This window comes from Streptomyces sp. NPDC048481, from assembly GCF_043200075.1.
Classification (GTDB): Bacteria; Actinomycetota; Actinomycetes; order Streptomycetales; family Streptomycetaceae; genus Streptomyces.
Genome location: NZ_JBICXC010000002.1, coordinates 578,048 through 592,196, shown reverse-complemented (window position 1 = coordinate 592,196; position 14,149 = coordinate 578,048). Strand labels below are relative to the sequence as shown.

Annotated in this window: 15 protein-coding genes; 10 read left to right on the top strand and 5 right to left on the bottom strand. The window is 72.0% G+C overall.

Annotation, left to right across the window (positions count from 1 at the left end; translation table 11 throughout):
- Positions 1 to 19 precede the first annotated feature (19 nt).
- From ACGFSH_RS08815 to ACGFSH_RS08785, 7 genes are all read left to right on the top strand, one after another.
- Positions 20 to 1,876 carry an ABC transporter ATP-binding protein gene (locus ACGFSH_RS08815; RefSeq protein WP_393346366.1) on the top strand — a complete coding sequence of 619 codons (1,857 nt, stop codon included), beginning with the start codon at positions 20 to 22 and terminating at the stop codon, positions 1,874 to 1,876.
- Positions 1,873 to 2,994: an ABC transporter permease gene (locus tag ACGFSH_RS08810; RefSeq protein ID WP_393346364.1), complete on the top strand. Its 1,122-nt coding sequence runs from the start codon at positions 1,873 to 1,875 to the stop codon at positions 2,992 to 2,994. Before ACGFSH_RS08815 ends, ACGFSH_RS08810 begins: the two co-directional genes overlap by 4 nt.
- Positions 2,994 to 4,253 carry an ABC transporter permease gene (locus tag ACGFSH_RS08805; RefSeq protein ID WP_393346362.1) on the top strand — a complete coding sequence of 420 codons (1,260 nt, stop codon included), beginning with the start codon at positions 2,994 to 2,996 and terminating at the stop codon, positions 4,251 to 4,253. Before ACGFSH_RS08810 ends, ACGFSH_RS08805 begins: the two co-directional genes overlap by 1 nt.
- Complete coding sequence (locus ACGFSH_RS08800; RefSeq protein WP_393346360.1) at positions 4,250 to 4,660, top strand: cytidine deaminase; 411 nt, start codon at positions 4,250 to 4,252, stop codon at positions 4,658 to 4,660. The genes ACGFSH_RS08805 and ACGFSH_RS08800 overlap by 4 nt, the downstream gene beginning before the upstream one ends.
- A gap of 85 nt (positions 4,661 to 4,745) precedes the next feature.
- The gene (locus ACGFSH_RS08795; protein ID WP_393346358.1) at positions 4,746 to 6,029 is read left to right on the top strand and encodes a thymidine phosphorylase; all 1,284 of its coding nucleotides are present in this window, start codon (positions 4,746 to 4,748) and stop codon (positions 6,027 to 6,029) included.
- A gap of 132 nt (positions 6,030 to 6,161) precedes the next feature.
- Positions 6,162 to 6,746, top strand: a complete 585-nt coding sequence (locus ACGFSH_RS08790; protein ID WP_393346356.1) for a Uma2 family endonuclease — start codon at positions 6,162 to 6,164, stop codon at positions 6,744 to 6,746.
- A 53-nt stretch (positions 6,747 to 6,799) separates the two neighbouring features.
- On the top strand, positions 6,800 to 7,153 hold the full coding sequence (locus ACGFSH_RS08785; RefSeq protein ID WP_393346354.1) for an STAS domain-containing protein: 354 nt from the start codon (positions 6,800 to 6,802) through the stop codon (positions 7,151 to 7,153).
- Here the strand turns inward: ACGFSH_RS08785 and ACGFSH_RS08780 are convergent.
- Together ACGFSH_RS08780 and ACGFSH_RS08775 are read right to left on the bottom strand one after the other, a co-directional pair.
- Positions 7,037 to 8,053, bottom strand: a complete 1,017-nt coding sequence (locus tag ACGFSH_RS08780) for a sigma-70 family RNA polymerase sigma factor (protein ID WP_393346962.1) — start codon at positions 8,051 to 8,053, stop codon at positions 7,037 to 7,039. The genes ACGFSH_RS08785 and ACGFSH_RS08780 overlap by 117 nt on opposite strands.
- 168 nt (positions 8,054 to 8,221) lie before the next feature.
- Positions 8,222 to 9,550: an MFS transporter gene (locus tag ACGFSH_RS08775; RefSeq protein ID WP_393346352.1), complete on the bottom strand. Its 1,329-nt coding sequence runs from the start codon at positions 9,548 to 9,550 to the stop codon at positions 8,222 to 8,224.
- 63 nt (positions 9,551 to 9,613) lie between these two features.
- On the opposite strand from ACGFSH_RS08775, the gene ACGFSH_RS08770 reads away from it, so the two are divergent.
- Complete coding sequence (locus tag ACGFSH_RS08770) at positions 9,614 to 10,576, top strand: LysR substrate-binding domain-containing protein (RefSeq protein WP_393346350.1); 963 nt, start codon at positions 9,614 to 9,616, stop codon at positions 10,574 to 10,576.
- 21 nt (positions 10,577 to 10,597) lie between these two features.
- Here the strand turns inward: ACGFSH_RS08770 and ACGFSH_RS08765 are convergent, their stop codons facing one another.
- Positions 10,598 to 11,359 carry an alpha/beta hydrolase gene (locus tag ACGFSH_RS08765; protein WP_393346348.1) on the bottom strand — a complete coding sequence of 254 codons (762 nt, stop codon included), beginning with the start codon at positions 11,357 to 11,359 and terminating at the stop codon, positions 10,598 to 10,600.
- A gap of 113 nt (positions 11,360 to 11,472) precedes the next feature.
- On the opposite strand from ACGFSH_RS08765, the gene ACGFSH_RS08760 reads away from it, so the two are divergent.
- Both ACGFSH_RS08760 and ACGFSH_RS08755 read left to right on the top strand, forming a co-directional pair.
- The gene (locus ACGFSH_RS08760; RefSeq protein ID WP_393346346.1) at positions 11,473 to 12,636 is read left to right on the top strand and encodes an adenosine deaminase; all 1,164 of its coding nucleotides are present in this window, start codon (positions 11,473 to 11,475) and stop codon (positions 12,634 to 12,636) included.
- A 139-nt stretch (positions 12,637 to 12,775) separates the two neighbouring features.
- On the top strand, positions 12,776 to 13,129 hold the full coding sequence (locus ACGFSH_RS08755; RefSeq protein ID WP_393346344.1) for an ATP-binding protein: 354 nt from the start codon (positions 12,776 to 12,778) through the stop codon (positions 13,127 to 13,129).
- Between the two features lie 87 nt (positions 13,130 to 13,216).
- Here the strand turns inward: ACGFSH_RS08755 and ACGFSH_RS08750 are convergent, their stop codons facing one another.
- A complete protein-coding gene (locus ACGFSH_RS08750; protein ID WP_109002954.1) occupies positions 13,217 to 13,420 on the bottom strand; it encodes a PspC domain-containing protein in 204 nt (67 codons plus the stop codon).
- A 93-nt stretch (positions 13,421 to 13,513) separates the two neighbouring features.
- Complete coding sequence (locus tag ACGFSH_RS08745) at positions 13,514 to 14,065, bottom strand: VanZ family protein (protein ID WP_393346342.1); 552 nt, start codon at positions 14,063 to 14,065, stop codon at positions 13,514 to 13,516.
- Positions 14,066 to 14,149: the final 84 nt, after the last annotated feature.

Genomic DNA, 14,149 nt, shown 5'->3' with positions numbered 1-14,149 from the left:
GGAACGGGGCGCGGAGAGAATGTCTCCTCGCGCCCCGTTCGCGCGGCAGAATGCTCGGAACCGGTCGGACCCGATCGAGACGGCCCACGATACGGACGTCAAGATCATTAAAGGCCGATCGGATCCGGGCACTATTCAAAGCAGGGGCGCTACGCGCGTAGAGCGGCCCCTTTCCCAAGGAGAGTGCGCCATCGACGCGTCCAGCAGCCCTCCGCTCACCGCACAGTCGACGATCGCGGTTGAGCTGGCGGGGATCACCAAGCGCTTCCCCGGTGTCGTCGCCAACCACGACATCCACCTCGCCGTCCGCAAGGGCACCGTGCACGCCCTCGTCGGCGAGAACGGCGCCGGCAAGTCGACGCTGATGAAGATCCTCTACGGCATGCAGAAACCGGACGAGGGCACCATCGCGGTCGACGGCGAGCAGGTGACGTTCTCCAGCCCCGCCGACGCCATCGTGCGCGGCATCGGCATGGTCCACCAGCACTTCATGCTGGCCGACAACCTGACCGTCCTGGAGAACGTGGTGCTCGGCAGCGAGAAGCTGTACGGCATCGGCGGCAACGCCCGCAGGAAGATCAAGGAGATCTCCGACCGCTACGGACTCGGCGTACGCCCCGACGCGCTCGTCGAGGACCTCGGTGTCGCCGACCGCCAGCGCGTGGAGATCCTCAAGGTCCTCTTCCGCGGCGCCCGCACCCTCATCCTCGACGAGCCGACCGCCGTCCTCGTGCCGCAGGAGGTCGACGCGCTCTTCGACAACCTGCGCGAGCTCAAGTCCGAGGGCCTGTCCGTCATCTTCATCTCCCACAAGCTGGGCGAGGTCCTCTCCGTCGCCGACGAGATCACCGTCATCCGGCGCGGCACCACCGTCGGCACCGCCGTCCCGGCCGAGACGACCCCGCGTCAGCTCGCCGAGATGATGGTCGGCAGCGAGCTGCCCACCCCGCAGACCGCCGAGTCCACGGTCACCGACAAGCCCGTCGTCCAGGTCGCCGACCTCACCGTCTACGCCACCGGCGGCGCCTCTCTCGGCGCCGACTCCGAGCCGTCCGGCGGAGTCAGCGGCATGATCGCGCCCGAGGTCGCCGTCGGCGGCGAGGTCAAGAAGGTCCTCGACGGCGTCACCTTCACCATCCACGCCGGCGAGGTCATGGGCATCGCCGGCGTCGAGGGCAACGGCCAGACCGAGCTGATCGACGCGCTGATCGGCACCAAGAACGCCGACTCCGGGACCATCGCCTTCCTCGGCGAGGACATCACGCCCTGGCCCACCCGCAAGCGCCGCGAGTCCGGCGTCGGCTACATCCCCGAGGACCGCCACCGCCAGGGCCTGCTGCTGGAGGCCCCCCTCTGGGAGAACCGCATCCTCGGCCACGTCACCGAGGCCCCCAACGCCAAGGGCTTCTGGCTCAACCCCAAGGGAGCCCAGGCCGACACCCGCCGGATCGTCGAGGAGTACGACGTCCGCACCCCCGGCATCGACGTCACCGCCGCCTCGCTCTCCGGCGGCAACCAGCAGAAGCTGATCGTCGGCCGCGAGATGAGCCACAACCCGAAGTTCCTGATCGCCGCGCACCCCACCCGCGGTGTGGACGTCGGCGCGCAGGCCCAGATCTGGGACCGCATCCGCGAGGCCCGCCGCGAGGGCCTGGCCGTGCTGCTGATCTCCGCCGACCTGGACGAGCTGATCGGCCTGTCGGACACCCTGCGCGTGATCTACAACGGCAGGCTGGTCGCGGACGCCGACCCGGCCACCGTCACCCCCGAGGAGCTGGGCTCCGCCATGACCGGCGCCGCGACCGGTCACCTGGAACACGCCGACGACGCGGAAACCACCGAGGCAGCTGCCGGTCCGGAGGACGAGGCCCGATGAAGAAGTTCGACAAGGAGCGAGTGCTCCTCGCGGTGGCCGGCCCGGTCATCGCGATCGTCGCGGCGATCCTGCTGACCTCGGTCGTGCTGATCGCCTCGGGCAAGAGCCCGATCGAGCCCTACACGCTCATGCTGGAGCAGGCCGGCTACTCCGACGTCCAGGTCCTGATCGTCAACCAGGCCTCGATGTACTACATCGCCGCCCTGTCGGTCGCCATCGGCTTCCGGATGAACCTGTTCAACATCGGCGTCGACGGCCAGTACCGCCTCGCCGCCATGATGACCGCGGTGGTCGGCGCGAACATCGCGCTGCCGTCCGCCCTCCAGATCCCGCTGCTGCTCCTGGTCGGCGTGCTCACCGGCGCCTTCTGGGCCGGCATCGCGGGCGTCCTCAAGGTCACCCGCGGCGTCAGCGAGGTCGTCGCGACGATCATGCTGAACGCCATCGCCACCAGCGTCATCGGCTACCTCACCCTCGACAACATCTGGGGCGTGCAGGTCGGCAACAACAACACCACCGGCATCATGAAGGACTCCGGCTGGGTGCCCGGCATCAACCTGGGCGCGGACGTCGGCGAGATCTACGGCCTGGTCTTCCTCGCCATCGCCCTCGGCATCGTCTACTGGATCGTCCTCAACCGCACCCGCTTCGGCTTCGACCTGCGCGCCACCGGCGAGTCCGAGACGGCCGCCGCCGCCTCCGGCGTCGACGCCAAGAAGATGGTCCTCACCGCCATGCTGATCTCCGGCGGCATCGCGGGCCTGTCCGGCCTGCCCCTGCTGCTCGGCGACGCCCACACCTACAGCCTGAGCTTCCCCACGGGCCTCGGCTTCACCGGCATCACCATCGCGCTGCTCGGCCGCAACAACCCGGTCGGCATCGCCTTCGCCGCGCTGCTCATCGCCTTCCTCGACAAGGCCTCTCCCGCCCTCGACTACGCGACCCCGGTCGCGTACGAGAAGGAGATCGCCACGATCATGCAGGGCCTCATCGTCTTCGCGGTCGTCATCTCGTACGAGGCCGTACGCCAGTGGGGCCTGCGCCGCCAGCAGAAGCGCGTCGGCGCCGAGCTGGCCGCGGCCGCCGCCCAGAACACCAAGAAGGAGGTGGCGGCCTGATGTCCACGACCACCGTCGCCAAGCAGCAGGCGAAGAAGCCCGCCAAGGGCCGCCGCATGTCGCTACCGGTCCTCCTGCTGGTCATCGCGGGCGTCCTGGTGCTGACCTCCGTCGTCCGCCTCATCACGGGCGCGGACGGCATCACCTCCACCGGCCAGATGTCCACGGCGCTGCGCCTCGCCGTCCCGATCGGCCTCGCCGGCCTCGGCGGCCTGTGGGCCGAGCGCGCGGGCGTCGTCAACATCGGCCTCGAGGGCATGATGATCCTCGGCACCTGGTTCGGCGCCTGGGCCGGCTACCAGTGGGGCCCGTGGACGGGCGTCGCCTTCGGCATCATCGGCGGCGCGCTCGGCGCCGTCCTGCACGCCATCGCGACCGTCACGTTCAACGTGAACCACATCGTCTCCGGTGTGGCCATCAACATCCTGGCCCTGGGCACCACCCGCTACCTGTCGAAGTTCACCTTCGAAGGCGTCCCGCAGGGCTCCTCCAAGCAGTCCCCGCCGATCGACTCGCTGGGCACCTTCGACATCCCCGGCCTGTCGGGCTGGCTGGACACGCTCAACGAGAAGCACTGGTTCCTGATCTCGGACGTCGCCGGCCTGGTCGGCGGTCTGATCACCGACCTGTCGCCGCTGACGGTCGTCGCCGTCGCCCTCGTCCCCGCCACCTGGTGGGTGCTGTGGCGCACCGCGTTCGGCCTGCGCCTGCGGTCCTGCGGCGAGAACCCGGTGGCCGCCGAGTCCCTCGGCGTCAACGTGTACAAGTACAAGTACATCGCCGTGATCATCTCGGGCGGCTTCGCCGGCCTCGGCGGCGCGTTCCTGTCGATCGTGGCGTCCAACGTGTACCTGGACGGCCAGACGGCCGGCCGCGGCTACATCGGTCTCGCCGCGATGATCTTCGGCAACTGGATGCCGGGCGGCCTCGCCCTCGGCGCGGGCCTGTTCGGCTACACCGACAGCCTCAACCTGCGCGGCGGCACGACCAACGTGCACGCGCTGATCCTGCTGCTCGCGATCCTGCTGGTGTTCGGCGCGGCCTACCTGGCGTGGAAGAAGAAGTACGTCCCCGCCGTCGTCACCGCGCTCGTCTCGGCGCTGATGTTCGTCTGGTACGTCGGTACCGACGAGGTCCCGCGCCAGGTCGTCACGGCCGCGCCCTACGTCGTCACCCTGCTGGTGCTCTCGCTGTCCGCACAGTCCCTGCGCATGCCCAAGGCGGACGGCATGCCGTACCGGAAGGGCCAGGGCAAGTGACCCCCCGCCCCGACGGCCCCGACGTCGACTGGGAGGCGCTGCGCGAGCTGGCCCGCGAGGCCATGACCCACGCGTACGCCCCCTACTCGGGCTACCCGGTCGGGGTCGCCGCCCTGGTCGACGACGGCCGCACGGTCTCCGGCTGCAACGTCGAGAACGCCTCCTACGGGATCGGCCTGTGCGCCGAGTGCGGGCTCGTCTCGGAGCTCCAGCGGACCGGCGGCGGACGGCTGACGCACTTCACCTGCGTCGACGGCCGGGGCGAGATCCTCGTCCCGTGCGGCCGCTGCCGGCAGCTGCTGCACGAGTTCGGCGGCCCCGGCCTGCTCCTGGAGACCCCTGCGGGCATCCTGCCCCTGTCCGAGATGCTGCCCCAGGCCTTCGGCCCGGAGCATCTCACCAAGTGATCCCCGTACGGCCCCTCCGAGTCGCCCCGGCGGCTCGCCACGAGGGGCCGTACGGCTTCTGGAACCCTCGGAAGGAAGCCAAGCCATGGCCATGGACGCCATCTCCGTCATCCGCACCAAGCGGGACCGCGGCGAGCTCAGCGACGCACAGATCGACTGGGTCATCGACGCGTACACCCGCGGGGAGGTCGCCGACGAGCAGATGTCCGCGCTCGCGATGGCCATCCTCCTCAACGGCATGAACCGCCGTGAGATCGCCCGCTGGACCGCGGCGATGATCGCCTCCGGCGAGCGCATGGAGTTCTCCTCCCTGTCCCGCCCCACGGCCGACAAGCACTCCACCGGCGGCGTCGGCGACAAGATCACTCTCCCGCTGGCCCCCCTGGTGGCGGCCTGCGGCGCGGCCGTCCCGCAGCTCTCCGGCCGCGGCCTCGGCCACACCGGCGGCACGCTGGACAAGCTGGAGTCGATCCCCGGCTGGCGCGCGCTGCTCTCCAACGAGGAGATGCTGTCGGTACTGGACGGCACGGGCGCGGTGATCTGCGCGGCGGGCGACGGCCTGGCCCCGGCGGACAAGAAGCTGTACGCCCTGCGCGACGTCACCGGCACCGTGGAGGCGATCCCGCTGATCGCCTCGTCGATCATGTCGAAGAAGATCGCCGAGGGCACGGGCTCGCTGGTCCTGGACGTGAAGGTCGGCACCGGCGCCTTCATGAAGACCATCGAGGACGCCCGTGAGCTGGCCTCCACGATGGTCGGCCTCGGCACCGACCACGGCGTGAGGACCGTCGCGCTGCTGACGGACATGTCCACCCCCCTCGGCCTGACCGCGGGCAACGCCCTGGAGGTCCGCGAGTCGGTCGAGGTCCTGGCCGGCGGCGGCCCCGCGGACGTCGTGGAGCTGACGGTGGCCCTGGCCCGCGAGATGCTCGACGCGGCCGGCGTCAAGGACGCCGACCCGGCGAAGGCCCTGGCCGACGGCTCGGCCATGGACGTGTGGCGCCGCATGATCGCGGCCCAGGGCGGCGACCCGGACGCGCCGCTGCCCACGTCGAGGGAACAGCACGTGATCAAGGCCCCGGCCACGGGTGTCCTCACCCGCCTGGACGCCTACGACATCGGCGTCGCCGCCTGGCGTCTCGGCGCGGGCCGCGCCCGCAAGGAGGACCCGGTGCAGGCGGGCGCGGGCGTCGAGCTGCACGCCAAGCCCGGCGACACGGTCACGGCCGGCCAGCCGCTGCTGACCCTGCACACCGACACCCCGGAGCGCTTCGACTACGCCCTCCAGGCCGTCGAGGGCGCGTACGACGTCGAGGCCCCCGGGACGGCCTTCACCGCGTCCCCGGTCGTGCTGGAGCGCATCGCCTGACCTGGCCTTGTCCGACCCGCGGCCGCAGGGTCGTCGGCGTCACAGCCCCCTTTCGGGTGAACGGGATCGGTGGACCGCCGTCGGTCCCGTTCGGCATGCTGGACTCGGTGACGCACCGACAAGGAGACCGCCATGAGCGCACTCACCGTGGGCCACGACCCCGAGCAGAGCTGGGACGACCTCGTCCGGTTCTGGGAGGAGATGGACTGGCCCGAGGGCAGCAAGGTGGAGATCGTCGAGGGGATCGTCACCGTGTCACCTGCTCCCGCGTACCGCCACAACGTGATCGCTGAACGCATTCAGCGCCGCCTGTACTCGGTCGTCCCCGAGGCCTGGGGGATCTTCCAGACGCTGGCCATCGCCGTGCCGTCCCGCCTCGGCATGCTGATCCCGGATCTGGTCGTGGCCCCGGTCCAGGAGCACACGGAGGCGGACACGCACATCCCGGCCGCACTGGCGGAGCTGGTCGTGGAGGTCACCTCCAGGTCCGACGCCCGGCACGACCGCATCAGCAAGCCCGCCGCCTACGCCTCGGCGGGCATCCCGTTCTACCTCCTCGTCGACCGCTGGGCCCCCGAAGGCGCGAGCGCGACGCTCTACGGGGAACCGAAGGGCGACGTCTACCGCCTGCTGAGCACCGCGAAGTTCGGCGAGGCCCTCAAGCTTCCCGCGCCCTTCGACGTGGTCATCGACACCGCTGAGTTCCCCGCCGAGTAGGCCGGTCCCGTTCGGTGGCGATGAGTTGAGGCGCCGGGCTCGGTCTACCGGTCGTGGAAGAGACGACACCCCCCGTGCTCACCCTGACCGGACCGGTCGCCCGAGAGCAGGCGACCGGGCTGGGCGACGCCGTGTTCGCGCTGCTCGCCGGCGAGGAGAGCGGGGTCGTCGTCTGCGACGTCGCCGGCATCGGACCGCCCGGGCTGGCCGCCGTCGAGCTGCTGGCGCGGCTCCAGCTGGCCGCCCGGCGGGCCGGGGGCCGGATACGGCTGCGGGCCCCCGACCCCGCGCTACGTGCCCTGCTCGACCTCGTCGGACTCCCCGTCGAGGTGGAGGGGGAGACCGAAGAGGGGGAACCAGCGCTGGGTGTCGAGGTAGAAGTGGAACCCGGTGAGGCGGCCCTCTGAGATCTCCAGGACCTGGATCGCCCAGGGGGTGTGGCCGCCCTTCTCCGGGTCCGGCTTGTACTGGGCGAAGCCGGGCAGGCCGTTGACCTGGACCGGCAGCAGCCGCGATCCCTCGCAGGCGGAGCCGAACGTGGTCATGAAGCCGGCGATGTCGTCGTGGCCGGTCAGCCACAGGTCGAACGGCGGCATCGTCATGACGGCGTCCTCGTGCAGCAGGGCCGTCAGCGCCGTCATGTCGTAGCCCTCGAAGGCCGCGACATAGCGTTCGAGGAGCTTCTGCTGCTCCTCGTCCAGCGGGTCCGACACCGCCGCGTCCGCGCCGGAGGCCTTCTGCTCGGCGAGCGTCGCCCGCGCCCGCTGCAACGCGCTGTTGACCGAGGCTACCGAGGTGTCCAGCAGCTCGGCGACCTCGCTCGCCCGCCACGCCAGCACCTCCCGCAGGATCAGCACCGCCCGCTGCTTGGGCGGGAGCTGCTGCAACGCGGCCATGAACGCCAGCCGCACCGACTCCTTGGCGACGGCCGCCTCGGCCGGGTCCTCCACCGTGGGCAGCACGCGCGCGTCGGGCATGGGTTCCAGCCAGGTGTTGTCGGGGCGGGGGGAGAGCGCGGCCCGGGCCAGCGGAGTGGAGTCGGTGAGGTCCATCGGGCGGGCCCGTTTGTTGCCGGCCGTCAGCATGTCCAGGCAGACGTTGGTGGCGATCCGGTACAGCCAGGAGCGCAGACTGGAGCGGCCCTCGAACTTGTCGTAGCTGCGCCAGGCGCGGACCAGGGTGTCCTGCACCGCGTCCTCCGCCTCGAAGGACGAGCCGAGCATGCGGTAGCAGTACCCGGTCAGCTCGGTCCGGTGCTTCTCCAGTGCGACGTCGAGGTCCGTCGTCGTCGCCGTGCCGTTGCCCATCGTCCACCCCTGCCGCTCGGCCGCCGCCCCGGTGGCCGTCCCGTCACGCGTCTTCGCGCCCAGCACTCCGGAAGCTACCGCAGCCCACTGACAATGGCCTGCCGAGTTGATGAAAGCGCAGGTGGGAAGGGGTGTGCGAGCCGCTCCCCAAAGGGGCCGCGCGGAGCGTCAGCCAGCGAGGGCCGGCCCGCCCCGCCGGGCGGCGACCCGCGCCGCACGGGTCCCGAGGGCGGTGATCGCCACGACGCCGAGCACCGCCAGGACGCCGACGCCGACCGTGCCGGACCAGCCGCCCGCGTGGAAGGCGGTCGCGCCCGCCGTGGAGCCGACGCTGGAGCCGACGTAGTAGGAGGACTGGTAGAGGGCGGAGGCCTGCGCCCGGCCGGTGGTCGCCGTCCGGCCGACCGCCGAGGACGCCACCGCGTGCCCCGCGAAGAAGCCCGCCGTGATCAGGACCAGGCCGAGCAGGACCGGCGCGAGCGAGTCCGCCAGGGACAGCAGCAGTCCCGCGGCGGTGGTGCCGCCCGCCAGGTACAGCGCGCCCCGGCGGCCGAGCCGGCCGACCAGGCGGCCCGCGGTCGACGCCGACACCGTGCCCACCAGGTACACCAGGAAGATGGAGCCGACGATGCCCTGAGGCAGGGAGAACGGCGCCTCCGTCAGCCGGTAGCCGATGACGGTGTACACGCCGCCGAAGACGGTCATGAACAGCGCGCCGATCGCGTACAGCCGGCGCAGCAGCGGGTCGGCCAGGTGGCCGCGGACGGTGCGGGCCAGCACGCGGGGGGCCAGGGAGCCCGCCCGGAAGTGCCGCGGCTCCGGCAGCAGCAGCCGGAAGGCGATCGCGCAGACGACCGCCAGCACGCCGATCACGCCGACCGCGATCCGCCAGCCCCACTCCTGCGCGACCCAGCCGGTGACGACCCGGCCGCTCATCCCGCCGACGCTGTTGCCCGCCACGAACAGGCCGATGGCGGTCACCAGGGCCTTGGGCCGGACCTCCTCGGCGAGATAGGCGGTCGCCGAGGCGGGGAGCCCGGCCAGCGCGGCGCCCTGGACCGCGCGCAGCGCGACCAGCGAGCCCAGGGTGGGGGCGAAGGGGACCAGCACGCCGACCGCGACCGCGACCGCCAGCGAGGCCGTCATCACCGTGCGGCGGCCGTAGCGCTCCGACAGGGCGCTCATCGGCAGCACGAACAGGGCCAGTCCGCCGGTCGCCGCCGCAACGGTCCAGCTCGCCCGGCCCGCCGGCACCCCGAAGTCGTCGGAGATCAGCGGCAGCAGCGCCTGCGTGGAGTACAGCAGGGCGAACGTCGCGACCCCGGCGAGGAAGAGGGCGAAGCTCATCCGCCGGTAGCCGGGCCCGCCGGGGGTCATGCGGGAGTCGGCGGGGGCGGGGCGGCAGTCGTCGGCGGACGAGGCGACGACGCGCGAGGCGGTGGGAACGGGCGAGGCGGCGCCCACGATCGTGGACGCCCCGGTACTGGCGGGAGACATACCTCGAAGGTATGTACGCCCCCGCTCATCCGTCCAATGCACGGAATCGTCATAATCGTTCCCATGGCGCATCAGCAGAGGTCAGCGGCTCGGCTGTCACCGTCCGGTGACACAGAAGACACGACGGACATGTCGAGGCTGCTCGCTCCGCGGCTCGCGTACTTCGCCGGGGTCGCCCGCACCGAGCACGTCACCCGGGCCGCCCTGGAGATGAACGTCCCCCAGTCGACGCTCTCGCGGGCCATGGTCCGCCTCGAACAGGACCTGGGCGTCGACCTGTTCGCCCGCCGCGGCCGCACGGTCTCCCTCACCCCGGCGGGACGCACCTTCCTCGTCTCCGTCGAGCGGGCCCTCGCCGAGGTCGAGCGGGCCGCCGAGGAGGTGAGGGCGGACGCCGACCCGGCCACCGGCAAGGTCGCGTTCGGCTTCCTGCACACGATGGGCGCGGAGACCGTCCCGGGCCTGATCCACGCCTTCCGCGCGGACCATCCGCGGGTGCGCTTCAGCCTCGTCCAGAACTACGGCGAGGCGATGCTGGAGCGGCTGCGGGCGGGCGAGCTGGACCTCTGTCTGACCTCCCCGGTCCCGGACGCCCCCGACCTGGTCGCCCGCCGCCTCGACGAGCAGAAACTACGCCTGGTCGTGCCGGCCGACCACCGTCTCGCCGCCCGCCGCAGGGTCCGCCTCGCCGAGGCCGCCGACGAGACCTTCGTGACCCTGGAGCCCGGCTACGGCCTGCGCCGCATCACCGACGACCTGTGCAAGGAGGCCGGGTTCCGCCCCCGGATCGCCTTCGAGGGCGAGGAGGCCGAGACGCTGCGCGGGCTGGTGGCGGCCGGTCTGGGGGTGGCGCTGCTGCCGCCGCCGGCGGTGGCCCGCCCCGGGGTCGTGGAACTGACGGTGACCGCCCCGCGCGCGGCCCGCGAGATCGGCGTCGCCTGGCTGGACGGGCATCCGGACACACCGCCGGTCGCGGCGTTCAAGAAGTTCCTGCTGTCGAGGAGGGGCAACCTGCTGCCGGACTGAACGCGGCGCGCCGCGCGCCGGTCACCGGCGCAGCGACCTGCCGAACCCGGCCGCCAGCGGCATCCGCAGGCCCAGCGGCGGCGGAGCGGCCAGCGCGTCCACCACCGGCCGGGACAGCGGCCGGCCGAACAGGGTGCCCATGACGAAGTCCTGTGCCAGGGACTGGACTTCGCTGCGGTACTGGTGCAACCGGTGGCCGTCGGCGTGGACTTCGAACCGGCACACGTCCCGGTTGGCCTTCTTCGCCCGCTCCGCCAGCCGGAACGACAGCTCCGGGTCGCAGCGCCCGTCGTTCGTGCCGTGCACGATCAGCACCCGGCGTTCCGCCAGTTGTTTCACCGGCTCGGCGGGCGCGTCCACGTCCTCCGCCGGCAGCCACGGCGCGATCGCCAGCACGGAGTCGACGGCCTCGTGGCCGCCCGCGCGCAACGCCGCCCGCCCGCCCATGCCGACGCCGGCCAGGCACACCGGGACGTCCCCGTAGCGCCTGACCACCTCGTCGGCGGCCCGGACGGCGTCGGCCGCCGGGTGCGCCTCGACGCCGTTCCAGCCGCGGTAGCGGTAGTGCACGGTGTGGACGGCCAGGCCCTCCTCGCGCCCGGCCCGCGCCAGCCGGCGTCCGAGTCCGCGGACGGAGGCCGCGGCCCACAGGGGGGACGGTCTGCGGTGGGAGGCCTCCTCGCCGCCCGGGAGCAGCAGCACCGCCGCGCTCACCGCCGTCGGCTCCGGGCCGAGTGCCCGCCCCAGCCGGATCGTCCGAACCGGCGTCACTTCCTGTCCCATGACAGAACAGTGTCAGAAGGGCCGGTGTCCTCCACCCGTCCGTGCGGTCACCGTTGCATATCGGCGCAGTTGTCCAACGCGCCGTCTACGCGCGTAGGAGTTAGAGTGCGCCAATGACGAGCCAGAGCATCCAGTCGGGCACCGCCCCCGGCCCGGACCAGATCCGGCGGGCACCCAAGGTTCTGCTGCACGACCACCTCGACGGCGGGCTGCGCCCCGGCACGGTCGTCGACCTCGCCCGGGACGGCGGGTACTCCCAGCTCCCCGAGACCGACGCGGACAAGCTCGGCGTCTGGTTCCGGGAGGCCGCCGACTCGGGTTCCCTGGAACGGTACTTGGAGACGTTCTCGCACACCGTCGGCGTGATGCAGACCCGCGCGGCGCTCGTGCGGGTCGCCCGCGAGTGCGCCGAGGACCTCGCCGAGGACGGCGTCGTCTACGCCGAGGTGCGCTACGCGCCCGAGCAGCACCTCGACGGCGGGCTGAGTCTCGAAGAGGTCGTCGAGGCCGTCAACGAGGGCTTCCGCGAAGGCGAGCTGACGGCCCGCCGCAACGGACACCGCATCCGGGTCGGCGCACTGCTCACCGCCATGCGGCACGCGGCCCGCTCCCTGGAGATCGCCGAACTCGCCAACCGCTACCGGGACCAGGGCGTCGTCGGCTTCGACATCGCCGGCGCCGAGGCCGGCTTCCCGCCCACCCGGCACCTCGACGCCTTCGAGTACCTCAAGCGCGAGAACAACCACTTCACCATCCACGCCGGCGAGGCGTTCGGGCTGCCGTCCATCTGGCAGGCCCTGCAGTGGTGCGGCGCCGACCGGCTCGGCCACGGGGTGCGGATCATCGACGACATCGAGGTCGCCGCCGACGGCGGGGTGAAGCTCGGCCGGCTCGCCTCCTACGTCCGCGACAAGCGCATCCCGCTGGAGCTGTGCCCCAGCTCCAACCTCCAGACCGGGGCCGCCGCCTCCTACGGCGAGCACCCCATCGGGCTGCTGCGCCGCCTGCACTTCCGGGCCACGGTCAACACCGACAACCGCCTGATGTCCGGCACCAGCATGAGCCGGGAATTCGAGCACCTGGTCGACGCATTCGGCTACACGCTCGACGATCTGCAGTGGTTCTCCGTCAATGCTATGAAGTCAGCATTCATTCCTTTCGATGAACGACTGGCCATGATCAATGACGTGATCAAGCCCGGATACGCCGAGCTGAAGTCCGAATGGCTGTTCCAGCAGACCGCCTCCACCAGCGGTTCCCTTAAATCCGATGGCTGATTCCCGGGTTTTACCCGGTACGGAATGCGGGCGGGTGTTCACCATCCGTCCGCATTTCGATGTTTGCCGCGGACCCCTCTGCGTGTTTACGGTCGAGAACCGCTCAGTTCCCCGTATCCCATTCGAGGACGCATTCATCATGAAGCAGTCTGCTGCCAAGACCCTCGGCGTCGCCGCTCTCGGCGCCGCCTTCGCCGCCGTCGGTGCGGGCGCCGCGAACGCCGCCCCCGCGGTCCCGGACGCCACCCAGGCCCTGGACGGCGTCACCAGGACGCTGCCGGCGGAGAACGTGGCCCAGGCGCTGCCCGGCGCCGGGCAGGCGCTGACGCAGGCCCAGCCGGCGCTGGCCGCGGGCCTGACCGCCGTCCAGCCGGTCGCCGAGAAGGTGCTCTCACAGGGCCCCACGGCGCCCGTCGCCGGACTGCTCGGCGGACTGCCGCTCCAGGGCCTGCCCACGCACGGCCTGCCGGTCAACGGCATCCCGCTGGGCTGAGCGGCTCCGCCCCGCACACACGCGAGCGCCGTCGGGGCGCACCCGGTCGTCCCGGGTGCGCCCCGACGGCGTCTCGGCCCACGGCCGTCACCAGGCGGTGCGGGCCGCCTTGTCCTCCGAGGGGAACAGCACCCACAGGGCTATGTAGAGCAGGAACTGCGGGCCCGGCAGCAGGCAGGAGAGCACGAAGATCACGCGCATCGTGGTCGCGGAGGTGCCGAAGCGCCGGGCCAGCGCGGCGCACACTCCGCCGATCATGCGGCCGTTGGTGGGGCGGGCGAGGCTGGACATCGCGGCTCCTTCGTGAGCGTCCGTCGGAGGCGGCACCTGCGGCTGCCCCGTCTGACATCGACGCTACGGTGACGAAGGGGACGAAGCGTCGCTCTACGGTGCGATGCCGACCCTGGGAATCCTCGGGGTCAGACCCTGAGCCGCGTCCTCCTTGCGCACCGCGGCCGACGGGCCGCGCTCGTCCCTTCGGCGCAGCCGCGCGCGCACCGCGGGCACCACCGCGACATGCGCCAGCGCCACGCCCACGGTGTTCAGGAGCATCGAGTCCACGTCCACGACCTGGCCGGGCACTCCGGTCTGCAGCAGTTCGATGCCCAGCGACAGCAGTGCGCCCGCCGTGACCGTGCGGACCAGGGAGGCGAACGGCGAGACCCGGACCCTGCCGCCCGCCAGCGGCAGCAGGACGCCCAGCGGGGCCAGCAGCCCCAGCCCGGCGCCGATCCGCCGGGCCGCCTCGGGCCAGCCCAGCCGCAGGTCGGCGCGGATCCCGTCGAAGGGATGCAGATTGGCCGGGAGCACCCAGGGGACGTCCAGCGGGCGCAGCGTCACCCAGGCGACGTACACGAGGTGGGCGGCCAGGAGGACGATCCCGGTCGCGCGGATGCGGATGGCGGCGCTGCCGCCGATGGAGCCTTGACGCTGCACGCCCCCCAAGACGCGCCCCCCGGCACGATCGGTTCCGGCCCGTCCCGCACCGTCCGCCCGCACCCCCGGCCCCGCCGCGCACGG